Genomic DNA, 24,555 nt, shown 5'->3' on the forward strand with positions numbered 1-24,555 from the left:
TCCTTGCTGACTCAGCGGGGCATTTTTTTTTGCATTTTTTAGCACGATTCTTTCATTAAAAGGCCGGCAAAATATGTGATATAATGACGGTATATTGAATTTCGTACGCTTTGGAGGACTATAAGAATGGCACAATACACACCCATGATGCAACAATATTTGAAAATAAAAGCAGACTATAAGGATGCTTTTTTATTTTTTAGATTAGGTGACTTTTATGAAATGTTTTTTAATGATGCACTAAGTGCATCGAAAGAGCTTGAGATCACGCTGACGAGTCGCGATGGAGGAGATAAGGATCGCATTCCGATGTGTGGTGTCCCATACCACTCAGCTGAAAGTTACATAGGGCAGCTAATTGATAAAGGATTCAAGGTAGCAATATGTGAGCAAGTTGAAGATCCCAAATCCGCAAAAGGCGTCGTCAAACGGGAAGTCGTTCAGCTCATTACACCAGGTACTGTGATGGAAGGGAGTATGCTTGATGAAAAGGAAAACAATTATCTCGCTTCTGTAACAGCATTCAAGGATGGAACATTCACAGTTAGTTACAACGATCTCACGACAGGTGAGAACAGCATCGCCCTGATTTCAACTGGTTTCGATGCTGTGTTGAGTGAGCTTTTTAATCGACCGGTTAAAGAAGTGGTGATTGCCAGTGACTTCGATGAGGAGCGCCAACAATTGCTGAAAGAGCGATTAGGCTATACGATCTCTTATTGCGACCAATTTGACATCCAAGAAGGATTTAGTCATCTGATAGAATCCGTTCATCAGGATAAATTCATAGAAGGGTTCGGACGTTTGCTTCATTATATTGAACACACTCAGAAGCGTGCCCTTGACCATTTGCGCCCGGTTCAACCCATTGAATTAAATGAATATATGTCATTGGATATGTATTCGAAACGAAATTTAGAACTCGTGGAAACGTTAAGAAAACAAGGGAAGAAAGGCAGTTTGCTGTCTGTGCTTGATTATACGATTACCTCCATGGGTGCCCGGATGTTGAAGAAGTGGCTTGAACGTCCACTTCTTTCTCAGGAGCAGATTAAGACAAGGCATGATCAAGTTGAAGGGTTGCTGCAGCAATTTTTCGAACGGGAAGCACTCCGTGAACAGCTGACATCTGTGTATGATCTAGAGCGATTAGCAGGCAGGGTAGCTTTTGGCAATGTCAATGCAAGAGACTTGATTCAGCTGCGTAATTCACTGACCAAAATCCCTGATATATTAGAGACGCTTGAGCAATTCAACCATCCTTCTCTTGCAAAACTTTATCAGGAAATTGATCCGCTTACTTCTTTAAAAGAACTGTTAGAAGCTAGTTTAGCAGATGATCCGCCGATTACGATAAAAGAGGGGGGCATGATTCGAGATGGTTATCATGCTCAGCTTGATGAATATCGGGATGCCTCCAAAAACGGAAGAAAGTGGATCGCTGAGCTTGAAGGGAAAGAACGGCAGGAAACGGGAATTAAATCATTAAAAATAGGATACAACCGTGTATTTGGCTATTATATTGAAGTAACGAAAGCCAACCTTTCTCATCTTCCAGAAGGCCGTTACGAACGTAAGCAAACGTTAACGAATGCAGAGCGATATATTACCCCTGAGTTAAAAGAAAAAGAAACACTTATTTTAGAAGCCCAGGAGAAAAGCGTAGAGCTCGAATATCAGCTTTTCGTCGAAGTGCGTGAACGTGTTAAAGATTTTGTTCAATCTTTGCAAAATCTGGCTGAGCAGATTAGCTGTATCGATGTTCTTCAAGGGTTTGCCGAGAGTGCAGATCAGAACGATTACCATCGGCCAACTTTTGGTCATGACCGAGTGATTGATGTTAAACAGGGAAGACACCCCGTAGTAGAGCAAGTTATGAAGGGAGAATCGTTTGTTCCGAACGATATCTATATGGATGATACGACAGACATGTTGCTGATAACGGGACCGAATATGTCTGGAAAAAGCACGTATATGAGGCAGCTTGCTTTGACAGCCATTATGGCTCAAATGGGAAGTTTTGTTCCATGTGAATCAGCCGAATTACCTGTGTTTGATCAAATCTTCACGAGGATTGGTGCCGCAGACGACCTTGTGTCAGGACAAAGTACCTTTATGGTGGAAATGCTTGAAGCGAATCATGCTCTCAGCCATGCGACCGAACAAAGCATGATTTTGCTCGATGAGATTGGACGAGGGACAAGCACGTATGATGGAATGGCTCTGGCGCAGGCTATAGTAGAACATATACACGAAAAAGTTCGAGCCAAGACTTTATTTTCCACCCATTATCATGAATTAACGTCACTCTCCGATCAGCTGGATCGATTGAAAAACATTCACGTGCGCGCAGAAGAATACGAAGGAAATGTCGTTTTCCTTCACCAAATTCAAGAAGGCGCAGCCGATCAGAGCTATGGCATTCATGTGGCCAAGCTGGCAGATTTGCCGGATTCACTTATTGAACGAGCTACGTTCTTACTAGATCACTTAGAAAATGCAAATCCGGAAGTTGCAGCTTCAAGCGAAGAAGAGCAATTAAGTTTATTTGTAGAAGAAACTAATCCTTCAAAGCAGCCACAGTCCTCAGCGATTGAGAAACAACTTAAGAAGTTAAACTTGATGCAAATGACTCCAATGGACGCGATGAATGAGCTCCATCGCCTGCAAAACCAGATCAAGTCGTAACAAGGAGGGTCATACGTGGGCCGAATTCAATTAATGCCTGACCATTTAGCAAACAAAATTGCCGCGGGGGAAGTCGTTGAGCGGCCAGCTTCCGTCGTAAAAGAGCTCGTAGAAAACAGTATTGATGCCGGCAGCACCTGGATAACTATTGAGCTTATTGAAGCAGGCTTACAGTCGATTCGCATAAGCGATAACGGGTATGGGATGGAACAGGATGATGCTAAAAGGGCTTTTCATCGTCATGCAACGAGTAAGATCCTCGATGAAAACGACCTGTTCCACGTTCGTACGCTAGGCTTCCGCGGCGAGGCTCTTGCCAGTATAGCCGCGGTCAGCCGCCTGACTTTACAAACGTCAACGGGTTCTGAAGCGGGCACGAAGATGAAGTTCGAAGGCGGCAAGATCATAGAAGAAGCAAAAAGTGATGCCAGGCAGGGAACCGAGATTTTAGTAGAGGAGCTTTTCTATAATACACCCGCCCGATTAAAATATATGAAAACGATCCATACCGAACTTGGTCATATTACCGATGTGTTGAACCGCATGGCTTTAGCCCATCCTGATATTAAGTTTACATGCATTCATAATGAAAAAGAATTATTCAGAACAAATGGGCGTGGTGACCTTCTGCAAGTGATCGCCCAAGTATATGGCATGAAAGTAGCCAGGCAGATGATTCCGATTGAAGCAGAAACACTGGATTTTAAAATCACAGGTTACATTGCAAAACCAGAGGTATACCGGGCCTCAAGGAACTATATGTCTACCATCATCAACGATAGATTTATACGTAATATCCCTCTTAATAAAGCCATTCAGCAAGGTTATCATACGCTGCTGCCAATCGGAAAAAGCCCGATTGTTATTTTAAAAATAGAAATGGACCCGATTCTAGTTGATGTGAACGTTCATCCGGCGAAGTTAGAAGTGCGTTTTAGTAAAGAAAAAGAACTCTACGAGACTGTTGAATCAACGATCCGTGAGTCTTTCCGGAAACAAACATTAATTCCTCAGGTAAAACACCAAGAGGAAAAGAAACCGGTGAAACCTTACAGTAATCAGGCTAGTTTTGATTTTTCTGAAGCAAGGCACCCAGAGCAAGAGCAAAGGCCGAGGCCTGATGAACCTTCAGAATCAATCCCAGAATCGAACTCCTTTATGGAGGAACAGCACGCGGTTATAAGGGAAATGCAGCCAGAACAGGAACTAGCACGTGAATCTCAGAAGACAGAAACCAATCCTTCTGTTAGTGATGAAAGCAATAAGGAGCAGCACAGAGTACCCACTATGTATCCGATCGGGCAGCTTCATGGAACATATATTCTCGCTCAAAATGAAGAAGGGATGTATATTGTCGATCAGCATGCAGCTCAGGAACGCATAAAGTATGAGTTCTTTCGGGATCGAATTGGAGAGGTCTCACAAGAAGTACAAGAGCTGCTTGTGCCTATGACGTTTGAGTTTCAAAGACATGAAGCTTTGCGAATCGAGGAATATAAAGAAGACTTAGAGAAGGTGGGGCTTTTTTTTGAACCTTTCGGCGAAAACAGCTATATAATCCGCTCACACCCCCAATGGTTTCCGAAGGGTTTTGAGGAAGAAGTGATTCACGAAATGGTGGAACAATTAATGAGTGAAGAGCGTATTCACGTCGGTAAGCTGCGTGAAGAAGCAGCGATCCTCATGTCATGCAAACGATCAATTAAAGCCAATCATTATTTAAATCAGTCGGATATGTTTCGGTTACTTGAAGATTTACGCACTTCAACTGATCCATTTACGTGTCCTCACGGCCGTCCGATTATTGTATTTTTCTCAGAATATGAAATGGAGAAAATGTTTAAACGAGTGATGTAAGAAACTTTATGCGCTAACCCCTCATTTAATAGGAGTTAGCGCTTATTTCTTTTATAACTGACCACAATTTGACCACATTTATTGCAAATGGATGTTTTTGAACGCCTCATCAAATCTTATTGCTGAATCTTTTTGCATGTTAGGAGTAACATGACTATATAAGTTTAGTGTAGTCTGTACATCGGCGTGGCCTAACCTTTCAGAAACAACTTTAGCGTGTTCTCCTAACTGAAGCATAATTGTTGCATGAGTATGACGGAGATCATGGAATCTAATCCGTGGTACTTCAGACCGCTTTATATCATATAAAAAGAATTTGTGAACCGTTTGTGGGTTAATAGGAGAGCTCCCATTATCAGAAATCACATAACAGGAAGGCGTAAGTTTCATTCCGGCACGGAAAAGTTGTGCCTTTTTCTCTTTTCGGTATTGACTTAATGCTATAATGACTGATTCAGACAGAGCGATGGTTCTCATACCTGAATCGGTTTTAGGGTGTTGCTGAGTAATTCCCTTGCCACTTATATAATATAAGGATTTGGTAATAGAAATAACATGGTTTTCAAAATTAATATCTGACCATTGAAGACCAAGGATTTCACCTCGACGCATCCCGGTAAAAATAGCAAGGTAATAAAGCATGTACCGATGTATTTTGTTATGTTTTTTTTGAAGCCTAAGGAACTTTTGACACTCTTCTATTGACCAAGTGTTCACTTTTTTTCTTCTTCTTGAAGGGGGAGATACATTAGTCATAGGATTTTGCTTAACATATTGCCATTTTACTGCAAAACTTAATGAGTGTTTTAAAATAACATGAATATACTGAATGTACTCTTCACTAATACCTTCTTCAATTAATTCATTATAATACCTTAAGAACATGGTTGGTTTAAGGTCCTTAATCCTTGCATTACCAAATTTAGGGATAATTCTAGATTGAATGGCGCTCCTGTACCCATTTAATGTAGAAGATTTTACGGTTTGCTTCGCTGATACTTCTAGCCACTCCAGGATAAATTCCTTAAGGTATATTTTTTTCTCCGTAAAGTATTCTTCATTTTCCAGTTTGTTAAGGATATTTGCTACTTCATTTTCAGCCTCTTTTCTAGTTTTAAAACCTCGCCTAGTGATTTGTTTTCTTTTACCTGTTTCGGGATTGATTCCTGCTTCAATCGAAACCTTCCATGTATAGCCCTTCTTATTTTTAGCTCTTACCTTTGTATAAGAAGCCATTATTTAAACACCTCCATTGGTACCTTAATTTATTTCAGCTACTGTTTCGGTACAATTTCAAATGAACTCATTATGCATGCGTTCTTTGATGATTTGGTTTTCGTAGTGCCGAAGTCTCCTCAAAGCAAAGTGAGGTGTGACATTGAATGCCCTCTTAACAATATGCGTTGCTTCATAAATATCATAAGGTAATTCAATTTGTTGTAGCATAAATGTAGGAATGCAAAATTGTAAAGCAAAGTTATTCGCCTGAGACTCTTGCATCCTAAAAAGGTCTATTGGCATGAATAGTTGATTTCCAGCATGTCTTAGTACGTGACAAAGTTCATGAGCAAATTCTCTCCAAAGCTCTTCTCTGCTTAGATATACATTAAGCATGATCGCATTTCCTTGGTAATGACTAGGTTGATCAGTGAAAGTAAGATCAACACCCAGCCGTTTGGCAATTATGAAGATATCTAAATCTTTTGGTTGTAGAATGTGGATGCTTTCTAATAATTTCTTTATATCGTCTTCTAGATGTGTCATTTGGTATTTCATATATGTGCCCCCTGCTCATAGGAACGTATGTTCGTTTTTAGTTTAAAATAATTAGCGTGACTATGCACGCCTAAAATTATTTTGCCTATAAAACATAATTTTTCAGTTTAGATAGATTTTTCGACACAGACACTATTATAATAAATTTAATTCCTAATAGCTTCAATCCTTGTCTTCAATTTCTCTCTCTTCAGCTCTTTGGACAACCCACCTAAAATGTCTTTTAATCTCTTCAACATCTTGACGTGAGAGTTTTTTCCATTTTTTAATGTCATAAAAACCAAAATCAATATCTTGCATATTGTTTTCAACCATGAATTGTTTGAGTTCTTCCATTGGATCGAAATTCTTATCTGAGTTTGCTCCGCTTGGATCTTCAGATCTTCCTAGTAAGTAATCGATGGTTACTTCGAAGTAATCTGCAATTTTTTGAAGCGTTTCGTAATCAGGTTGCCTGAATTCACGCTCGTAGTTAGAGAGGTTTTGATGAGGGATATTTAACTTTGCTGCTAATGATTTTTGGGTTAATTTTTCTTGTTTTCTAAGTGTACTAATTCTATTTCCCAAAGACATGATTTTCACTCCCCTCTACTACGAATTGTACATTATTCTTCAATGTGAATAAATGAGTTATACGAAAAGTATATTTTTGTGTTGACATATACGAATTGGAGAATTATTATATAAGTATATTCTTCGTTTTGTTTATTTTTGGAGGTTATTATATGAAAGTGAACCAAGCAATTAGATGTATTAGAAAGTCAAAAGGTTTTACACAAGTTCATGTAGCTAAAAATCTTGGTATGTCAGTACAGACATACAATGGATATGAACTTGGTAGAAGGCAGGTGAAAGCAGATTTTGTAAAAGAGATTTCTTTTGTTTTAGAAGTACCTGTAGAATATCTTTTTAACTATAAATTATACGAATCGAAGAATAAGTCCGATTAAAAGAGGTGATTTAAATGTTAGAAGCCACATTTGACCAAGAACTTTTCCAAAGGATGGTTAATAAAGCTGTTGACGCGGCAATTGAACGACATGCCCTTAAAGATCAACTTCCACCTATCCTTACACGCAAGGAGTTTATGAATCTTATGCAGATTGGCGATACCAAGTGCGCTGAATTATTTAACCGAAAGGACTTCCCCGTTAATCGTGAATTCGGAAATCCAAGAGTTCCAACCAAGTTACTCTTGAAATGGATTGACGAACACACAGAATGGGTTCGGAAAAATGCAAACCCTCAAAAATTATCAATAGTTTAACTCGCTTTAATCGTAACAATACAGTGATTAAATCTTGGTACAAACTATGGTGCAAAGGAGTGAGATAAATTAAGAAAGGTAGGTCAGCTCGGATATTTAAAGGGATGAGAAAAGAGTTAGGTAAGTCACAACAACAACTATCGATAGATATGTACCAATCCAGAGAATACATTTCGAAACAAGAGAATGGAGAGCGTAAGATACCTCCTGCAGCAACCAAACATTTTATTGGAAAATATAACGACCCGTGGCTAGCACTTGAGGCAGCTAATGAATATATTGGGTGGGGTATTTTACAATTGAATGGACCTGCTGCTGATAACCATAGAAGTAGTGTTCGACTAAAATTAGAAGAAGAGTTAAATGAAGCGCTTGAATCAATTATGAAGGTCAAAGTGGCTAAGAATCCAGAATATGTACAGTCCATGGAATTTCAAGATATTCGTCGGTCGGCTATGGAAGTCACTGATGTAATTCATGCTTCAGTCATCTACTTAGCCACCGTATGTGAAACATACAATGTTAGCTGGTTACAGTTATGGGAAGAGCATCATACTAAATTGAGATCAAAAAAATATGTTACATGAGTGATGCTAGATAGGAAATAATTAATCAAATTATTTCAGAGGTTGTTTAACCAAGAAAATTATCTACTTCCTTTTTAAGGGTTTATGAAATGACAGTAGAGATTAGAAGATTTTTTTCATAATTCCTATTTTTATTTTACCCCGTAGGATGGTTGAAAAACTAAAGAACTCTGAAGGAGTGATACAAATGCAGGGATGGGTAAAGCTTCATCGTAAGATCCTTCATAGCGAAATTTTTGAAAATGAAAAAATGTTGAAGGTTTTTATTTACTGCTTAACAAAATCATGTCATAAACAAACTCAATCTAGAATAGGGAGACAAAAGGTTAAGCTGGAACCAGGTCAATTTATATTTGGAAGAAAAAAGGCCGCATCTGAATTAAACATGAAAGAATCAACTGTTCGAGATTACCTAGAAATCTTACAGGAAGATGGTGTGGTTACTATTCAGTCCACCAACAAATATAGTGTTATAACAGTTGATAACTGGGCAATCTATCAATCTAACGAAGAAGATTATGACAACAAATCCACACCAAAAAAACACCAAGAGGACAGCACATTACCATCAGGAGAACAGCAAAAAGACACATACAAGAATGACCAAGAACTTAAAGAAGTTAAGAATGTAAAAGAATTTATTACTACTTCTACAACTGGACATGCGCAGGGGGACGTCATTCAATTTTACCAAAATAACTTTGGCATGATCCGTCCTCAAATCTCTGAGGAGCTCTTAGCTTGGAGTGAGGATCTTGGAGAACAAATGGTCATTGAAGCAATGAAACGTTCTCTAGACCGTAATAAACCAACTTGGGGTTATGTGAAAAGCATTCTTCAGTCATGGGTGAACAAAGGGGTGAAAAGCCTAGACCAGGCTCAAGTAGAAGAAGTTGAGTATAGAAATCACCAAAATAACCGAACTTCTTTTTCAAAACGATCACCTAACCAAGAGGTCTTGCCAGAATGGTTTAAGACACGTGAACAGCAACAAATAGAGGAAGAAAAACCGAAGAAACAACCAAGTCTTGAGAGCACGGCCCTAAAAATTGATCTAGGTATAAGGTTAAAAAGATCTCTGGAGGATATCCTGGAAGCCATTGATTACAGATACGATCTATCAAATGAGGATATTATCAATATTCGTGAAGGGAAAAGATCAGCCATAAAAATTCTACAATCCAAATCAAATCTGAAGGCCGTAGGTGACCCCTAAATCTAATTCAGCAATTCCTAAACGAATATGAGGAGGGGAATTTTATGGGGAAATGGAAAAAACATTTCGCATTTTATGACATTTCATCTCAAGCCGATAACATCAAAACCTTTGAGGGAAAGGTATATGATGTACATGGCCTGTGGGCCGTTGATAACGAGGGCCATTATGAAAAATTGGCGAATATTTATTATCGCATCCGAACCGTAAAGGATAAAAAGTTTAGAACGATTGCAAAACGTCGAAACCCTAAAAGTGACCTGAAACAAGTCTTATAATATATAACATTTTAACACGTGCTTAAATTAGAGCACACTTTGACCTTTGAAAACTACATATCTATGCTAGGGATGGAACGGTCACGGGACATCCTAGCAGTTGGATGATTGTTCGGTGCGTGGTACGTGAAATGCATCTAGTGACTTAGTATGCGTTGTATTGATGATGTTGGCTCTTAGAAGAGGAGGTGAAATTCCGACGAAATCTTCAAAGAGTAAACCTAAATACATAAAGTTCTTCGTATATGCTAGAAACGTTGTGCATTGCAGAGCCTCTTGAAATATTCATGATGCAGTCTGCATAGGGTTTGATTGTATCCAGCCATAAACAATCACTTATCATGAAAAAACAGGTTCAATAAATCCTGAAAGTCTGGTGATTGATCTAGCTTTTATGCTTTAGAATGAATGAAAGGATGGTTCCACGTTTTTTCCATAACGTGGATTTTTATTTGAGTAGGTGTTAGAATCGTTATACGAACCACTCAAGAAGGGATTGATCTGATGAAAAGACGTTGGATCGGTGGTTTGGCTGGATTAATATTGGCCTTTATCCTTGCAGGTTGTGGAGCCACAGGTCAAGTCGAGTCTTTATCACCAGAGGAAATGAAAGATTATATCAAACAAAATGATACAGCTTATGTGTTAATTAACAGTACTGAAGATGAAGAAGAAAGAAGAGCTAATATTGAGCTTGTCGAACAACATATTGAATCTATCAATGTGAAGGAAATTAATTCTCAGTCATCTAAGATGATAGAAAGTAATTTAAAGTTGAAGGATCTGGGTTTAAAAAATATCCAATTTGGAACACTAGGTTTTTATAAAGAAGGGACATTGAAAGAGTATGTTTCTCTACGAAATGCAGATCATCCTTCGGAAGCAGAAAAGGAAAAAGCACTTAAAAAATTTATAGATGAAACATCATCCCAAGGGTGAAAAGAAGTGATCTTTTATAGATCGCTTCTTTTTTTATGCTTAAATTCTTTGAAGGAGGTGATAGAGAATGGGTGCAACGAACCGCGAAGTTAAACAATCGAAAGATCTTGTTCAAACACTCTTACAAGTTCAAGACCTTTCTTACAACGACTGGATTCATGAGAAACATCAGGAATACATTCGGGAGAATCAAGATGTTGTGATGGAGTCTTTGATGCAGTACAAGGAATTGAAGAATGAGAGAGACTACAAAAATTCATATTAAAATGAAGAGGGGAGAGTTATAGCATGAATATGCTTATGAATAACATTGTGTTTTCTGCGATCAGTAACTTACAGGCTACCGGAGCTTCCATTCTTACAGCAATGCAGCTACTCGGAATTATTTCTGCGGCCATTGCTTTTGGAATTGGGGCTTATCACTTGATATGGGGTGGCGTTCGAGGGAGACAAAGTTCCCTTGTATGGTTTATTGGCGGTTCAGTTGGTTTGGTGGTCTTGATGGGGGCCACTGCGATCGCCGAATATATTGATAGTCAGGTCGTCTTTTAAAGGAGGAAATACAAATGCGAGTGTTATTTACCTCTAAGTTAGAAGGTGAAATTATTAGCTTTCAACCCTATCTGTTTCAAGAAATGGTTGAAAAAACAGAGAAGTTGGACACAAAATGGAAAAAGAAAAATGCTGAGCCGGTCCCCCTCAATTTCATGATCTCTAATGATGAGGGGGACAAATTGTATAGTGGAACCTATGTGGTAGGGAGCGAAGACACAACAAATATTTACGATCATGTATGCAGGAAGCTTATTCAGATGCCTTTGAACCATAAACAACAAGAAACGGAACGTGACATTTTTTTGCAGCATTTAACATCTCATACGCCTACGACTTATCAGCTTGATGTTACGGAACTACTAAAAGAAGAATCATTGAATCAACCGGGTTGGAAAACCTTAAGTAAACGACAAAAAGTCATGACTGGTTCCTTTTTGAGCCTAGTCATTGTAACGGTAGTCATCTCGGTGGTTCTAGTTGTTATGTTGCGAAGTCAGTCGCAAGCTACGGAACAGTTGGATCAAAAGCTCACTGAAGTAAGGGCTACTAAAGGCGTTTATGAAATGGCTGTAACGGGTGATATAACGGAGGCTATTAACAAGCTGCAAGCTCAAGAAAAGCTTAGTGATGGCGAACAAGAAGCGCTTATTTACTTTCTTTTGTCAAAAAAGAACTATAAAGAAGCTGTCAAAGAGGCAGGGAAAGAACAAATTTCATTCTTAGCAAGCAAAATTATGCAACTCCATGGGGTGGAGGGACTCCAAACCTTTCAAGAGTCATATCCAAGTCCAGTAGGAACATTTGAAATCGCGTACCATAAAGAGGATTACGAAGAAGCAATATCTGTTGAAAACGTTCCGATGACACCAGAACGCTATAAGAAAAAGGGGATGGCGTATTTAAAGCTTGATCAACTAGAAGAAGCCAAAAAGATGGCCAGCGAGGCAAAAAGCAACAAACTTAATGAAAAAATCAACACATATGAACAGCTTGAACAACAAATAGCACATCTTAATAATCAAATCGAAACGGAGAAGCAATCAGATAAAAAGGATGAGAATAAAATTAAAGAATGGAAAGAACAAAAGACCGAAATACAAAACAAACAAAATCATTTATAGGGGGCGATCATCTTGAAATCGTTCATCGCTAAAAGGCAGGTGCTTATTCCACTAAGCATCTGTTTTTTTATAACGATCATGATAGGATCCACATTTATTTTGAACGTGGGATTTGCCATGTGGGCCACTGTTCAGACATTCCCGCAGTTTAGCCAACCACTCGTAATTAAGACAATTTATCTAACAGATTTTCATATTCAAGAATATCCGTGGTTTTACGCTATAACAGCTCTGATTGGTTTGTTGAGCATTGCGTATATCATCTATAAACTACGCAGTAATTTTCAACCCATTGGAACGGATGAAAAAGGATCTCAGCGTTTTGCAACACGAAAGGAAATCAAACAACAATACAAGGCAATTCCCGACAGAGGGCAAACTTACCCGGGTCAAGGAGGTCCTGTGTTAGCCCGGAAAAAGAATAGGGCTTACATTGATCCATCGTCCGTTAATAACTTGATTATCGGAACAACGCGAAGTGGTAAAGGGCAAACCTATGTGATTCCCACGATTGATGCGTATTCCCGTGCCGAAGACCAGCCTTCCTTAGTCATCAATGATCCCAAAGGGGAACTATTCGCCTCAAGTCGGAAAACACTGGAGAATCGAGGCTATGAAGTGGAAGTGCTCAATTTGATGAATCCGATGCAAAGCATGAGCTTTAACCTTTTGGAACTCGTTAAACAATCTTACCAGGATGGGGATTATTCAACAGCCCAAACGCTCTGTGAAACGATCACCCATATGTTGTATCACAATCCTCAAGCAAAAGAACCTATGTGGGATGATTCTGCCAAGTCACTTGTGAATGCGATGATCCTCGCAATTACCGAAAAAAGTATCACCGAAGGAACCGAGGAAAAAATCACCATGTACACGGTGGCCAACATGCTGTCTGAACTGGGGACGCAAAATGAAGTTGATGAAAATGGCCAGGAAGTTAATGCGCTCGATCAATACTTTCAAAAGTTGCCGCAGGCGCATGTTGCCAAAGAACAATATGCAACGAGTAATTTTTCCAAAGGGAATACACGTTCCAGCATCTTTACAACGGCCATGAATGGCTTGACGAAGTTTACTATGAGTGAAACAGCTAAGATGACAGCGAAGAACTCATTAGATCTGAAAAAGGTAGGCTTTGGTCAATCGATAAAAGGCCGTGGGACACCGTTTTCCAAAGTGTATGTTACTTTCCCCGACGGTGCAACTGAAGTCAATCAATCGGGGGAGAGTGGCACCTGGACGATTAATTTCTCCTCCAGGTTGAAACCAGGAGACACCCTTACGATATCGCAAGATGATGAGCCGTTAACCACGAAACAAAAACGAAAAAGAACTAAAGGGCAATATGAAGAAAAAGAATGGAGACAGCTCAAGGTTCAAGTAAAAGAAATGGATGAGAAGTCTGGGGAGGTTTACATTGCCTTCCCATCTGGTTCCATTCCAAACCTAACAGTCGATCAAATTAGTTATTTTACTAAACCGATCGCCCTTTTCATGGTCACACCGGACTATGATACATCGACACACGCAATCCCATCGATTTTCGTGAGTCAGTTATATTATGTGTTATCGAAAAATGCAGCGATTGCCAAAGGACAAAAGTGCTTGCGAGAAGTCGTGTTTGTATTGGACGAGTTTGGTAATATGCCAGCTATTGCGGATATGGGCAATAAGGTTACAGTTTGCCTGGGGCGAAACATTCGTTTTCACCTCGTTGTTCAGTCCTACGCGCAATTAAAAGAATTGTATGGAGAAGATGGACAGGCAACCATCCGTGGAAACTGTGGGAATGAGATTTATATTTTGAGTGCGGATTATGATTCCGCATCTTATTTTTCTTCCAAACTTGGTAAGCAGACCCTAAATACGCAAACGCGGTCGGGCTCAACCTTTTCGCTCGATAAATCAAAAACCGAAAGTACCGAAGGGCGAGATCTCTTAACCGCCAATGAACTGCAAGAGTTAGAAGAAGGAGACACTGTAGTACGTCGTGTATTAAAACGTCGAGATATGAGAGGACGGAAAATAAGAGCTTTTCCCATTTACAATACGGGCAAACACAGTATGAAATATGCACATACGTATTTGAGTCAGGATTTTGATACAACTAAGGCAATTACGGAAGAGGAGATTGATACACCTCATCGTAACGTTCAACCACAAGATTTAGTGATCGATTTTACTTCGACATCAATAGCTGAAAAGGAAAGACGATGGAAGGCTTCCAAAGAGGATAATAGCGAACATCAACCATTTCATAAAGAAGCATGGAAGCAACAAAAGGTTGGTCAGTTTTTCGATGCTGTTACGCTTCACATGATTCAAGAGCATATTGCTCCTCAGCTGGAGCACAGTGAGGAAGAGATGAATGAAGAGCTGTTGGAGGTTTTTATATACAATTTGAAAATGCTAGGGGAAGGACAGGAAATCAGTCGGCAAGTTTATGGCCATATTCGTAAACAAATCGATAAATTAAGTCAGGAACAAGAAACGCTAGATATGGAGAAAAGGAAGAAGCCGAATTATAACTTATAAATAAGGGGATTTGAATATGACAGAAACGCTAGGGAAGGTGATGGATACGTATAAAGAAAATATCAAGGATGGAGAAGAGGTGATTATTACCTTACATGATGCGGTGATTAAATTATTTGAAGGCCAAGAAACACCAGTTGTTGTGGTGATTGAACCGACGACAGATCATGTGAACACCACTCTTGTTGCCTTCTTAGATCAATAAGATAGGAGTGAGCCAATGTCAGATGAAGAACTATTAGAGAAACTGCTTCAATTTTCGGAGGTCCTCCATACAAACAATATATTCAGTTCTGGACTCCGACTCATGGGATGGGTGATTATTCTTTTCCTAAAAAAGATTGTGGATGGTTTAGAAGGTATGGTCAATAATGTGTTAATATTGACGGATTTCTTTAGAAGCGAACCTGTTCAATCGTTTCTAAATACGATTCAACCAGTCCTGTATATATTACTAGCTTTTTCATTAGCTATGATTGGGTTTAGATTGATTTTCAATAAAGAAAAAAATCGGGCAGAAATCCCCATGAACATTTTTATATCAGTTATGACCATAACTCTCTTGACATTTGGGATGGGAAAAGTCGATGAATTTACTGAGAATGCGATCGATGTTGCCCAGGTTAATCAAGACTCCTTTACGACCTCAGATCGCGTCATTATGGATTATATTACAGATGTTGCCATATATGACGAAACAGGGTGGCAAACTCCAAAGGTGGAGGAATCCATCCTCATAAATCCGGATAACATTGATAAAATTTCAATTAATGAAACTATTACTAAAGAGTTTGAAAAGGCAAACGGGGAGCAATTATCAGAACAAGGGAAAAAAATAGTTATGAACAAAGTTGGTTTAGAATCAAACGGAGAAGAAGGTCTAGTCGCATTGGGTAAAAGTAGTCTATTTGACTTTTTGCCTGAACATTATTATCGCTGGGATGTAGAATGGGTTTCGGCGATTGTGACACTTGGGGTTATGGCTTTTACAATGGTTCTCATTTCGATTAAGGTGGCGAAACTTTGTTTCGAACTTGGATTTAATCATATTGTTGCGCTTATTATGGCGTATGCTGACATTTCTACCGGTCAGAGATTGAAGGAGATTATTAAAAACGTTGGCAGCATATTCGTTTCACTGATTATGATTTTTTTAAGTTTACGTGTCTATATGTATTACACCACCTTTATAAGTGACAACTTAGAAGGCGTAGGCTATTTAGTAGCCTTGGTGGCTGGCAGTTTGGCTGTGATCGATGGACCAAACATTGTCCAAAAACTCTTTGGTATCGATGCTGGATTAAAAAATGCCTGGCATGTAGCCATGGGCGGTTATTTGGCATCGAAAACCATTGGTCCACCAGCAAAGAAAGCTGTTGGAACTGTAGCTAGTGGAGGAACTAGTTCGGTCATGCATTCAGGAGCTAGTGTAGCTGGGGCCCTTGCAGGGTTGGCCGGTAGTAAAGGAAAAGGGTCAGCTCAAAATAATGAAAAGCCTAGTCCCATTCAAGGGGCAATAGGAAGAGACACAGGAGAGAAACTTGATCAAAAATCTGGAATTACTCCGTCCAATAGGGGCCCTGAACAACAGCCTCAGCCCTTACAGAAAAACAACCAAAGTCCACAAACGGGTGGAGATTCTTCAATTCCACGGAATCAAGAACAACAGTCGGACTATGTATCTAGTGGCTCCATTCCTTCTATTCATGAAGAAATGCGAGGAGAGCGAAAGCAACAATCACCGAATACTAGACCAAAACCTCGTTTACATGAGGAAATGAAAAAAGGTAATCGACAAGTGGCAGCTTCAACAGAAGTAAAGAAGTCAGTAGATCAACGATCGAATGAGATGCCACTCGTTGACCAGGGGCAGGAAAGTAAACAAGCATCACATGGAGATCAATCAAAAGCACCCACAAGTACTGATGATATTCCTATGCCGAATCAGCATCGCACCGAACAGCGTACCATGGGTCAATATATGAAAGATCGAATGAAGGAACGATTTAACAACCATCACAAGGTTCAGAGGGCCAAACGCACCTATAACCTATCACGCAATACAACAGAAAACTGGAGACGTAACATTCAAAAACGCGAGCGAGGCTCTTAACCTTGTTGGCGTTTTTGTTTTGGAAAGGAGAAGATACGTTGCATTATAAAATTCCTTCTGAAATCGGAAGCGAACTAAAAATCAACCGTCTGTTCTACCTGACGGACTTACTTGTCGTGTTAATTATGGGAGGGGGCGGTTTTACCTTGCGTTATGTCGTGCATCCCTCTTTCATTTGGTATTACGCGACCTTTTGGATCATCTTGATGATGACCTGGCTTGTCCGGCCAAAATCAAACCCGAAAATGCGTATGGTGAAAGCCTTGGGATTAGCTGTGTTTCGAGATCGTATCACCTATTGTTCTATGGATACAGAAGAAAAAGAGAAAGGGGAGTCCTAAATGACATTCTCTGAAGATCATGAAGAACAGCAAGCTCTTTTCGATGAACAGCCTTTCAAGAAACGAAAAAAGAAATACAAAGGGTCAAAGCCTCAGAACAAGAAGCGATCGAAGGCCAAAGCGTCTATCGCTGAAATTATACCGATTCGAGACATGACAGATGATGGGGCTTTTCAACTTCAAGAGGATGAACGTTATATGGATATGATGCAGCTGCAAAGCAAGGATATTTATTCTCCTTCTATGGATGAAACGGAATACGACATTATGATGATGGCCAAGTTTTTTCAATCCTACGCTGCCGACATCAAAATTGTGTCGATGAACTTCCCCGTTGATATGCAGCGACAATTAGACGCAGTGGATCGAAGGATAAAAAAGAATACTTCTCCCTTATATGAACGTTTTCTCTTTAGGAAACGCGAAGAATTAGGCTTCTTAGAACAACACCGAACAAATCGGGAGTTCTATTTATTTATCTACGCTTCAAGCCTAAAGCAGTTAACAGAATACCGGAATAACTGTCAACGTTATCTGGGGCGGGTGGCTCCATTACTTCCTTTAACCGAAGAGAAGAAAATTGATTTGCTTTATAAACTCTACAACCAAAATTCCAAACTTGAAAAAAGGGGGTAGAAGTCATGTTTAGATTTTTGCAATCTAAAACAGACCAAGAACAAACAATGTCTAAGGGTTACAATCCGTACCTACTAGCCCATATCCAACCTCAAGGAGGGATCAACTTCCAGGAGTCTTATATTCGAAAGGGGGATGGCTATGAGGCAGGTGTTCATGTATATGCCTTTCCCAAAAATGTATCGGACTTCTGGCTAGAGCCGATCTTCAATATGGAGAATGTGATTACAACGATGGATATTGTGTCGGACGATCGATACAAAATTCGTGATGGGTTAAACAAAGGGATGGCTGAACAGAACTCCAGAATGATTAATGAAAAAGACAATGCTGGTATCATCGAAGCGCAAAACCATTACGACGATTTACGAGAACTCTACAATCAGGTGTCGGAACAAGGGGAAATTGTAAAGCGTGTGCATCTCCGCCATTACGTGAGTGCCCCAACAAAAGTTGAATTAGAAGATAAAGTGAAGGCCGTTCTATCAACCTTGCAAGATGAGAACTTTCGGGGGTCGATTTTCTTAAATGAACAAGAATATGAATGGAAAGCTCTTCTTTCGAGTTATGATGACCAGTCTAAGTATCGCAACAAACGGGAAGGTCAACCTATCCCGGCGTTAGGATTAGCTGGTGGTTTTCCTTTTCACTTTACGAGTTTACATGATCCTTACGGAACGTTCTATGGAACAACTTTGACAGGGGGCAATGTGGTATTTGATTTGTTTCATCGTGATAACCAGCGCAAGAGCTATAACGGTGTCATGGTAGGGGCCATGGGTGCTGGAAAGTCAACTACACTCAAGAAGATCATGTTGGACAATGCCATTAAAGGATATAAAGTAAGAACCTTCGACGTAACCGGCGAATTTGCGGAGTTAACGGAAGCTCTAGGTGGGAAACGAATTGCCTTAGACGGATCGGATGGAGTGATTAATCCATTACAGGTGTATAGAACGGCTGAAGATGAAACGACATCATTTACACAGCACTTATCCAAGCTGACGACGTTCTATAAGTTTTTGGCCCCGGAAGCCAATGATAGTGAACTAAAAGAGTATGAGAATCTTCTAAGGCAACTCTATGAAACTACTGGACTTTGGAACGAGGATGGGAGCTCAAACATCACCCAGCAACCGGTCCACTATTATCCGATCTTTTCTGATTTCCTTACCTTTATTGAGGATCAATTATATGAGGACATTAGCGAAGGGAAGGAATGGGAACAGGTGAGTCCAGAACGAAAAAAACGTCTCGAAAGCATTGAGTTAAATATCCGTAATCTTGTCGAAACATACGCTCACTTGTTCAATGGTACGTCTACCATTGAACATTTTAATGAACAACAAGTCGTTACCTTCACGCTCCGCGGTTTATCGCAAATGCGTGCGGAGGTCTTTCAGGCTCAATTGTTTAATGTGTTGAATCTCCTTTGGGATTCGATGCTTACGAATGGCGCCCCTCAGTTTGAGGCATACAACCGGGGCGAGTTGGCCTTTGAAGATGCAGTTCGTTATTTGATTTTAATGGACGAAGCCCATCACATCATTAATACAAAAAAGAAAAGTGAAAGTGCTCTTGAATTTCTCACGATATTTAGCCGTGAGGCGAGAAAATATTTTGGCAGTTTGTTGTACGCGAGTCACACGATTCGTGACTTTGTGCCGGAAGGATCCGATCAAAGCATGGTAGAAGATATTAAGAAGCTCTTCGAACTAACCCAATACAAAATTATTATGCAGCAGGATAGTAACAACCTGGATATGATGCAGCAAATCTTCGCCGGCCAATTAAGCCAGAGTGAGTTGCATGATATTCCGTATTTGCAGACAGGAGATACGATGCTGAGCATCCGAGCCGTTGAAAATATTCGCTTTAACGTAGAGGTATCGGATGAAGAGCTCGCTTTATTCGGAGGAGGTGCTTAACTAATGCCTTGGCCTTTAGTACTGGGGCTTATACCTCGAAAAGTTTGGCTCTGGTTAATTGGTATTATAACAGCCCTGTTCCTCCTTCAAATGGTTTTATATGCTTCAGCCATCGCCACGTTAATCGGCTATCAAAAGAGTAGTGAAAGTGAAGATGTTCAATCGGTCGACGTGGTGAATGGAACCGCACAGGTTTCAGCAGCTGTAGAGCGATACCGCCCTCTATTTGAAAAGTATGCAGCCAAATATGAGGTGTCCGATTACGTAGAGTTGTTGATGGCCAAGACCATGCAAGAATCTGGCGGGAAGCTCGATGATGTGATGCAGTCGAGTGAATCCCTAGGTTTGCCACCAAATACGATTGATGACCCCGAACGAAGCATTAAAGTCGGGGTTCAATATTTTGCAGATATGTTAAAGAAAGCTGGCGGTGATGTGAAGTTAGCCCTTCAAGCGTATAACTTTGGAGGAGGATTTATTGATTATGTTAAAGAGCACAATCACGGGGAGTACAGCAAGGACATAGCGATTGAATATTCTCAGATGAAATACCAAGAGTTGAAGCATACAGGCATGTATTCCTGTATTACTCCGGAGGCAGCTGCTCTTCAAGCTTGTTACGGCGATATTGGGTATGTAGAAGCTGTTTTAAGCTACCTGAAAGGAGGAGTTGTTGAAGGAGATGTCCGACCATCAGGAGATTGGGTTCTGCCGATTGCAGGAGCATTAAAACAGACATCAGATTACGGGATGCGGAAGGATCCTTTCAATGGAACATCGACGATGCACCGGGGGATGGACTTTGCATGTACGAACGCAGTGACCCCAATCCAAAGCGTTGATAACGGTCAAGTAGTAAGAGTCAGTAATGGAGGAACGGGGTACGGAAACAGCGTGATTATCAAACACGAAGATGACTTATTTAGTCACTATGCGCATCTTTATTCTGTGGATGTAGGTCAAGGGGAGGTGGTTCAAAAGAGTGAAGAAATAGGGACTTGTGGGACCACCGGAAACTCGACTGGACCTCACCTGCACTTTGAGGTATTAACGAAAAATCAGTATCGAACCGATGTGGATCCGGCTCCATACCTTGATCTGTAAACAAGTTGTATACAGGGAGGGATATGAATGAATAAACGAGTCTTATTTGGTTTGTTTCTTGGCTTTTTAATCGCTGTTACGGGGTATAACGTGTATGCCCAAATCAACGCATCAAACGATGAACTACAAGCCAAAGTTAAGCAATTGCAAGCTAATAAGCAACAGATCTTAAAAGAAAATCAGGAGCTGAAACAGACTCTCCAACGACAACATCCAGCCAAAATTCAAGCCCGCCACCGTACATTAGTGGATCAGATATCTGCGTTTGTTGAAACAGCTTTTGTGCACAGCAAAGGGACCTATCAGGAACGAAAAAAGCAAGCTCAATCGATCATGAGTGATGAGCTGATCAACACATTTTTTCCTACAGAAACCTATAGGGGGAAAACGAATACGAGCATAGATCATGTTCAGCTATTTATTGAAACGGGCAACCTAACTAGCAACCATGCAACGGTCCTGGTTCGGTTCTATCACACTCTTCATTCTTTACAGAATGATCAAGAACAAGTGTCGGGCGTGTTTTTAGAAATAGATGTCCAAAAGCAAGATGGGCGATGGAGAGTGGTGGACTTTAAGCAAGCCACGTAGGAGGGGAAATAAATGAAAAAACAGAGGAATGTGATCACGGAAAACACATCGAAAATGTATTTAATGGGGTTAAGTATCATGACGGCGACACTTCTCTTTTTCTTATGTTCTGGATTTATATGGGGAGACCAACACCATGGGGACATTCAACAAACTCCCCTGAATAAACAGATCAACTTGAAAGGATCTGGGGACATGATTGTTGAGGGTTGGGCCTATAATCCGAACCGTCAACTTATGATTGTTACTCTAAATATAGATAAATCTACGGATCTATTAGGGGATTCATTGGCCTTTGTTGCACAAGAAAAGGCTAATCCTCAACGAAAGATTCCGACGACAGTTGAGTACCATGAAGAAGGTCAATATGTGATTAGTATTCAAGACGTAAGTCCCTCTTTCGAGGTGATGGCTTTAGACATTTACAAGCACAAAGAAAAGGATGAGATTCTTCTTGGTGATCCTCAACAGGAGCTGAAGGGAGGTGAAGAAGTCAAAGAATTAGCGCGCATCTATACCGATCAACGAAAAGTTGAAACTGATCTATCATTGACCATTCAAGCGGAACAAGAATATGAATTAGCTGCTTTAACAAGAAATATCAAACAGGCTAAACAAACCATTCAAGATAATGAAAAGCAAATTCAAAGAATCGAACAAAAACTAATTGATCTGAATCAAAAACTAGTGGAATTAGAATCAGACCGACTGTATGAAACGGGCGAAGAAAAGGAGCAAACCAATACAAGAATTCAACAAATAGAAAATGAAAAAAAGAGACTCAATAGAGAGGCCGCAGAGAACGAAGCGACTACTCAAACTATAAAGGAGAAGCTTAAGATGTTAAAAGAAAAACGAGACATGATTGATAGCTAAAATCGAAAAAAATGAGAAAAAGCATCAACACAAGGACTACACATCCCCTGTGCAGGGACCACACACCAAAGCTGGAACACGAAGGTTTGTGCCTGTTTTGGCAACACAGTGACCGCACATTTGGGGATTTTCTTGTGCCCTCGTTTTGCCCGGCTCTGCCGGGATTCACACGCCAAGTGGGAACAAAAACCCCTTATGCTCTTCTCTATATTCACTAGTATTAGTGTCTTTATCAAAAGGAGTGATTGTAATGGAAGTAAGAATTCGTTATATGGATCCGAAAACTGTTCAACGAATTGACGAACTAGCGGAAGAAAAAGGATTAAGTCGGCAAGAGTTTTTACATGCTCAGTTGCATCAGTTAGCTGTATTTCGAGAAGAGAACCATCGTGAACAAAGACTGGAGCAATTAGTCGATCGAAACATCCAAACGATGGCTCATTGTTATACAGCGATTCGAGAAATGAATGATCTCTTGCAGATAGAAGAACCAGGTGAAGAAGCATGAGTGAAAACGTAACGCCTGGAGTGGTTTTAAAAACAAAATTCGTGACCGCAAATAAAAAAGGATTCCAAGATTATGTGCAATACGTAGACCGTGAAGAGGCCAAAGGAAAGGGGGATGTTCATCGGTCCATGTTTAGTTTATATAATCACTATATGGACGATCCAAATAAAACATCTGCTTTGTTTACTCAGCAGTCGGATCATTTATCGGTGGAAGGAAAGCAGGGCATTAAATCTTTGTTTGAACAAGCTCAAAAGAAGAATAGTATCATGTGGCAGGACGTCATTACATTTGATAATGATTGGCTTAAAAACCGAGGCGTTTATGATTCAAAGACACATACCTTAGATGAAGATGCTTTAAAGCAAGTGACAAGAAAATCCATGCAGTCGATGATGAAAAAAGAGGGATTACAAGAGAGTGCTGTTTGGTCGGCGGCCATTCACTATAACACCGATAACATTCATATTCATGTGGCCACAGTCGAACCAAATCCAACTCGTGATCGAGGGAAACGAAAACCAAAAACGTTAGACGCGATGAAAAGTGAAGTGGTCAATGGATTGTTAGATCGAACGCAAGAACGAAATCAAATTAACTCGTTGATCCGTGAGCATATGGTGAATGCAAAGAAAGAGAATAGCAGCATGAAATGGAGCAATAGAGAAATGAAACCTTTGTTTCTCGACGTGTATAATCACTTACCAAAGGATAAGCGACAGTGGCACTATAGCTATCAAACGCTGAATCCTCTTCGACCAAAGGTTGATGCATTAACGACAAGGTATTTAGATAAGTATCACGCCAAAGATCTGAAGCAGCTGCATGATAAATTGGACCAAGAAGTCAACGAATTAAAACGGGCCTATGGGGATGGCCCTAAAGATAAGAAGCGATACCAACATTACAAACAAAACAAGATAGATGATCTCTATAAACGAATGGGCAATGCGTTCTTACAAGAAATGAAACGTTACGATCATCAGCGGTATCCTAGACAAAAGATACAAACAAGTGCCTCTTATAAGTCCATGCCGTCAGGAATTCAATTGCAACGTTCTTTGAAAAGCATTCAACGATCATTTGGACAAACATATGATCAGTTTGTCAATGATTTGGATCATCAGAAGTTGGAAAGAGAAATCGACAGAGAAAGGTAGGGAATATAAATGGGAAGGCGTCAAAATGTTACGCTTCATGAAGAAACGATTGGGTTAATCAAAGAGTATCAAGAACATCATCATATTCGTTATCCTGGTGAAGCTTTAGACCGTATGATTAAGGAATGGGAAGCACAGAATTCGAAGGATCATTCTCAAGAATATGTGCTGAGTTTGATGGCTCAACGTTTTCAAGACGTGTTTTCTGAAGAAATGAAGCGTTTGCGGTTAGCAGCTAATCGAAGCGATAAAAATACACAAGTCCTTCTGGAATTAATGAACGGTTTTGCGATGGACCAAAACTTAGAAAACTGCGTGACCACACCGATCTTTGAGAGCCAAGCAATGAAAGATGCGAGACAAGCGGTGGAAGAAAGAATCAGTCATCAGCGTCAAAAGAGAATCAGTGACACAGAAACTCAACCAGCAACAAGCTAATGGTATTCATGAGGAATTATCCAACAAAGGAGTTGAAG

Annotated in this window: 25 protein-coding genes and 2 pseudogenes; 24 read left to right on the top strand and 3 right to left on the bottom strand. The window is 40.0% G+C overall.

The window, feature by feature from the left end:
* The first annotated feature begins 126 nt into the window (after window positions 1-126).
* Both mutS and mutL read left to right on the top strand, forming a co-directional pair.
* Entirely contained in the window at window positions 127-2,688 is a 2,562-nt protein-coding gene (gene mutS, locus B5354_RS16630) for a DNA mismatch repair protein MutS (RefSeq protein WP_079529922.1), read from the top strand.
* Between the two features lie 33 nt (window positions 2,689-2,721).
* Entirely contained in the window at window positions 2,722-4,545 is a 1,824-nt protein-coding gene (gene mutL / locus B5354_RS16635; protein WP_079530618.1) for a DNA mismatch repair endonuclease MutL, read from the top strand.
* A gap of 78 nt (window positions 4,546-4,623) precedes the next feature.
* Here the strand turns inward: mutL and B5354_RS16640 are convergent, their stop codons facing one another.
* From B5354_RS16640 to B5354_RS16650, 3 genes are all read right to left on the bottom strand, one after another.
* Window positions 4,624-5,781, bottom strand: coding sequence for a site-specific integrase (locus B5354_RS16640; RefSeq protein WP_079529923.1), 1,158 nt, complete (start codon window positions 5,779-5,781; stop codon window positions 4,624-4,626).
* A 57-nt stretch (window positions 5,782-5,838) separates the two neighbouring features.
* Entirely contained in the window at window positions 5,839-6,321 is a 483-nt protein-coding gene (locus tag B5354_RS16645) for an ImmA/IrrE family metallo-endopeptidase (RefSeq protein ID WP_079529924.1), read from the bottom strand.
* A gap of 162 nt (window positions 6,322-6,483) precedes the next feature.
* Window positions 6,484-6,894 carry a helix-turn-helix domain-containing protein gene (locus tag B5354_RS16650; RefSeq protein WP_079529925.1) on the bottom strand — a complete coding sequence of 137 codons (411 nt, stop codon included), beginning with the start codon at window positions 6,892-6,894 and terminating at the stop codon, window positions 6,484-6,486.
* A 152-nt stretch (window positions 6,895-7,046) separates the two neighbouring features.
* On the opposite strand from B5354_RS16650, the gene B5354_RS16655 reads away from it, so the two are divergent.
* The 22 genes and pseudogenes from B5354_RS16655 to B5354_RS16755 all read left to right on the top strand — a co-directional run bounded on the left by B5354_RS16655 (window position 7,047) and on the right by B5354_RS16755 (window position 24,517).
* Entirely contained in the window at window positions 7,047-7,271 is a 225-nt protein-coding gene (locus B5354_RS16655; protein WP_079529926.1) for a helix-turn-helix transcriptional regulator, read from the top strand.
* 14 nt (window positions 7,272-7,285) lie between these two features.
* The gene (locus tag B5354_RS16660; protein WP_079529927.1) at window positions 7,286-7,588 is read left to right on the top strand and encodes a hypothetical protein; all 303 of its coding nucleotides are present in this window, start codon (window positions 7,286-7,288) and stop codon (window positions 7,586-7,588) included.
* 104 nt (window positions 7,589-7,692) lie between these two features.
* Window positions 7,693-8,175 carry a helix-turn-helix domain-containing protein gene (locus tag B5354_RS16665; protein WP_176142523.1) on the top strand — a complete coding sequence of 161 codons (483 nt, stop codon included), beginning with the start codon at window positions 7,693-7,695 and terminating at the stop codon, window positions 8,173-8,175.
* A 187-nt stretch (window positions 8,176-8,362) separates the two neighbouring features.
* A complete protein-coding gene (locus B5354_RS16670; protein WP_079529929.1) occupies window positions 8,363-9,391 on the top strand; it encodes a DnaD domain-containing protein in 1,029 nt (342 codons plus the stop codon).
* Between the two features lie 44 nt (window positions 9,392-9,435).
* Window positions 9,436-9,669: a hypothetical protein gene (locus tag B5354_RS16675; RefSeq protein WP_079529930.1), complete on the top strand. Its 234-nt coding sequence runs from the start codon at window positions 9,436-9,438 to the stop codon at window positions 9,667-9,669.
* Window positions 9,670-10,173: 504 nt separating this feature from the next.
* Window positions 10,174-10,608, top strand: coding sequence for an LptM family lipoprotein (locus tag B5354_RS16680; protein ID WP_079529931.1), 435 nt, complete (start codon window positions 10,174-10,176; stop codon window positions 10,606-10,608).
* Between the two features lie 67 nt (window positions 10,609-10,675).
* Window positions 10,676-10,873 carry a hypothetical protein gene (locus tag B5354_RS16685; protein ID WP_079529932.1) on the top strand — a complete coding sequence of 66 codons (198 nt, stop codon included), beginning with the start codon at window positions 10,676-10,678 and terminating at the stop codon, window positions 10,871-10,873.
* A 23-nt stretch (window positions 10,874-10,896) separates the two neighbouring features.
* A complete protein-coding gene (locus tag B5354_RS16690) occupies window positions 10,897-11,160 on the top strand; it encodes a hypothetical protein (RefSeq protein WP_079529933.1) in 264 nt (87 codons plus the stop codon).
* A 14-nt stretch (window positions 11,161-11,174) separates the two neighbouring features.
* Window positions 11,175-12,284: a hypothetical protein gene (locus B5354_RS16695; RefSeq protein WP_240339786.1), complete on the top strand. Its 1,110-nt coding sequence runs from the start codon at window positions 11,175-11,177 to the stop codon at window positions 12,282-12,284.
* A 12-nt stretch (window positions 12,285-12,296) separates the two neighbouring features.
* Window positions 12,297-14,472, top strand: a pseudogene (locus tag B5354_RS16700) (VirD4-like conjugal transfer protein, CD1115 family); the annotation flags it as partial.
* Between the two features lie 83 nt (window positions 14,473-14,555).
* Window positions 14,556-14,822: pseudogene (locus tag B5354_RS21120) on the top strand (hypothetical protein); the annotation flags it as partial.
* A 16-nt stretch (window positions 14,823-14,838) separates the two neighbouring features.
* Entirely contained in the window at window positions 14,839-15,027 is a 189-nt protein-coding gene (locus tag B5354_RS16705; protein WP_079529936.1) for a hypothetical protein, read from the top strand.
* Between the two features lie 15 nt (window positions 15,028-15,042).
* The gene (locus B5354_RS16710) at window positions 15,043-16,935 is read left to right on the top strand and encodes a pLS20_p028 family conjugation system transmembrane protein (RefSeq protein WP_079529937.1); all 1,893 of its coding nucleotides are present in this window, start codon (window positions 15,043-15,045) and stop codon (window positions 16,933-16,935) included.
* A 38-nt stretch (window positions 16,936-16,973) separates the two neighbouring features.
* The gene (locus B5354_RS16715) at window positions 16,974-17,276 is read left to right on the top strand and encodes a DUF5592 family protein (protein WP_079529938.1); all 303 of its coding nucleotides are present in this window, start codon (window positions 16,974-16,976) and stop codon (window positions 17,274-17,276) included.
* The gene (locus tag B5354_RS16720) at window positions 17,277-17,912 is read left to right on the top strand and encodes a hypothetical protein (protein WP_079529939.1); all 636 of its coding nucleotides are present in this window, start codon (window positions 17,277-17,279) and stop codon (window positions 17,910-17,912) included.
* 5 nt (window positions 17,913-17,917) lie between these two features.
* Window positions 17,918-19,840 carry a VirB4 family type IV secretion system protein gene (locus B5354_RS16725; protein WP_079529940.1) on the top strand — a complete coding sequence of 641 codons (1,923 nt, stop codon included), beginning with the start codon at window positions 17,918-17,920 and terminating at the stop codon, window positions 19,838-19,840.
* A 3-nt stretch (window positions 19,841-19,843) separates the two neighbouring features.
* Window positions 19,844-20,944: a lysozyme family protein gene (locus tag B5354_RS16730; protein ID WP_079529941.1), complete on the top strand. Its 1,101-nt coding sequence runs from the start codon at window positions 19,844-19,846 to the stop codon at window positions 20,942-20,944.
* Window positions 20,945-20,971: 27 nt separating this feature from the next.
* The gene (locus B5354_RS16735) at window positions 20,972-21,535 is read left to right on the top strand and encodes a hypothetical protein (RefSeq protein ID WP_079529942.1); all 564 of its coding nucleotides are present in this window, start codon (window positions 20,972-20,974) and stop codon (window positions 21,533-21,535) included.
* Window positions 21,536-21,547: 12 nt separating this feature from the next.
* Entirely contained in the window at window positions 21,548-22,411 is an 864-nt protein-coding gene (locus B5354_RS16740; RefSeq protein ID WP_079529943.1) for a coiled-coil domain-containing protein, read from the top strand.
* Between the two features lie 250 nt (window positions 22,412-22,661).
* The gene (locus tag B5354_RS16745) at window positions 22,662-22,919 is read left to right on the top strand and encodes a hypothetical protein (protein WP_079529944.1); all 258 of its coding nucleotides are present in this window, start codon (window positions 22,662-22,664) and stop codon (window positions 22,917-22,919) included.
* The gene (mobP2, locus tag B5354_RS16750) at window positions 22,916-24,079 is read left to right on the top strand and encodes a MobP2 family relaxase (RefSeq protein WP_079529945.1); all 1,164 of its coding nucleotides are present in this window, start codon (window positions 22,916-22,918) and stop codon (window positions 24,077-24,079) included. The genes B5354_RS16745 and mobP2 overlap by 4 nt, the downstream gene beginning before the upstream one ends.
* A gap of 9 nt (window positions 24,080-24,088) precedes the next feature.
* Window positions 24,089-24,517, top strand: coding sequence for a hypothetical protein (locus tag B5354_RS16755; protein ID WP_079529946.1), 429 nt, complete (start codon window positions 24,089-24,091; stop codon window positions 24,515-24,517).
* Window positions 24,518-24,555 lie beyond the last annotated feature (38 nt).

The organism is Halobacillus hunanensis (assembly GCF_900166655.1).
GTDB classification, from domain to species: domain Bacteria; phylum Bacillota; class Bacilli; order Bacillales; family Halobacillaceae; genus Halobacillus_A; species Halobacillus_A hunanensis.

Bases quoted from the DNA above. Each gene is read 5' to 3' on its own strand.
- mutS (WP_079529922.1), top strand. From the start codon at position 127: ATGGCACAATACACACCCATGATGCAACAATATTTGAAAATAAAAGCA.
- mutL (WP_079530618.1), top strand. From the start codon at position 2,722: ATGCCTGACCATTTAGCAAACAAAATTGCCGCGGGGGAAGTCGTTGAG.
- B5354_RS16640 (WP_079529923.1), bottom strand. From the start codon at position 5,781: ATGGCTTCTTATACAAAGGTAAGAGCTAAAAATAAGAAGGGCTATACA.
- B5354_RS16645 (WP_079529924.1), bottom strand. From the start codon at position 6,321: ATGAAATACCAAATGACACATCTAGAAGACGATATAAAGAAATTATTA.
- B5354_RS16650 (WP_079529925.1), bottom strand. From the start codon at position 6,894: ATGTCTTTGGGAAATAGAATTAGTACACTTAGAAAACAAGAAAAATTA.
- B5354_RS16655 (WP_079529926.1), top strand. From the start codon at position 7,047: ATGAAAGTGAACCAAGCAATTAGATGTATTAGAAAGTCAAAAGGTTTT.
- B5354_RS16660 (WP_079529927.1), top strand. From the start codon at position 7,286: ATGTTAGAAGCCACATTTGACCAAGAACTTTTCCAAAGGATGGTTAAT.
- B5354_RS16665 (WP_176142523.1), top strand. From the start codon at position 7,693: ATGAGAAAAGAGTTAGGTAAGTCACAACAACAACTATCGATAGATATG.
- B5354_RS16670 (WP_079529929.1), top strand. From the start codon at position 8,363: ATGCAGGGATGGGTAAAGCTTCATCGTAAGATCCTTCATAGCGAAATT.
- B5354_RS16675 (WP_079529930.1), top strand. From the start codon at position 9,436: ATGGGGAAATGGAAAAAACATTTCGCATTTTATGACATTTCATCTCAA.
- B5354_RS16680 (WP_079529931.1), top strand. From the start codon at position 10,174: ATGAAAAGACGTTGGATCGGTGGTTTGGCTGGATTAATATTGGCCTTT.
- B5354_RS16685 (WP_079529932.1), top strand. From the start codon at position 10,676: ATGGGTGCAACGAACCGCGAAGTTAAACAATCGAAAGATCTTGTTCAA.
- B5354_RS16690 (WP_079529933.1), top strand. From the start codon at position 10,897: ATGAATATGCTTATGAATAACATTGTGTTTTCTGCGATCAGTAACTTA.
- B5354_RS16695 (WP_240339786.1), top strand. From the start codon at position 11,175: ATGCGAGTGTTATTTACCTCTAAGTTAGAAGGTGAAATTATTAGCTTT.
- B5354_RS16705 (WP_079529936.1), top strand. From the start codon at position 14,839: ATGACAGAAACGCTAGGGAAGGTGATGGATACGTATAAAGAAAATATC.
- B5354_RS16710 (WP_079529937.1), top strand. From the start codon at position 15,043: ATGTCAGATGAAGAACTATTAGAGAAACTGCTTCAATTTTCGGAGGTC.
- B5354_RS16720 (WP_079529939.1), top strand. From the start codon at position 17,277: ATGACATTCTCTGAAGATCATGAAGAACAGCAAGCTCTTTTCGATGAA.
- B5354_RS16725 (WP_079529940.1), top strand. From the start codon at position 17,918: ATGTTTAGATTTTTGCAATCTAAAACAGACCAAGAACAAACAATGTCT.
- B5354_RS16730 (WP_079529941.1), top strand. From the start codon at position 19,844: ATGCCTTGGCCTTTAGTACTGGGGCTTATACCTCGAAAAGTTTGGCTC.
- B5354_RS16735 (WP_079529942.1), top strand. From the start codon at position 20,972: ATGAATAAACGAGTCTTATTTGGTTTGTTTCTTGGCTTTTTAATCGCT.
- B5354_RS16740 (WP_079529943.1), top strand. From the start codon at position 21,548: ATGAAAAAACAGAGGAATGTGATCACGGAAAACACATCGAAAATGTAT.
- B5354_RS16745 (WP_079529944.1), top strand. From the start codon at position 22,662: ATGGAAGTAAGAATTCGTTATATGGATCCGAAAACTGTTCAACGAATT.
- mobP2 (WP_079529945.1), top strand. From the start codon at position 22,916: ATGAGTGAAAACGTAACGCCTGGAGTGGTTTTAAAAACAAAATTCGTG.
- B5354_RS16755 (WP_079529946.1), top strand. From the start codon at position 24,089: ATGGGAAGGCGTCAAAATGTTACGCTTCATGAAGAAACGATTGGGTTA.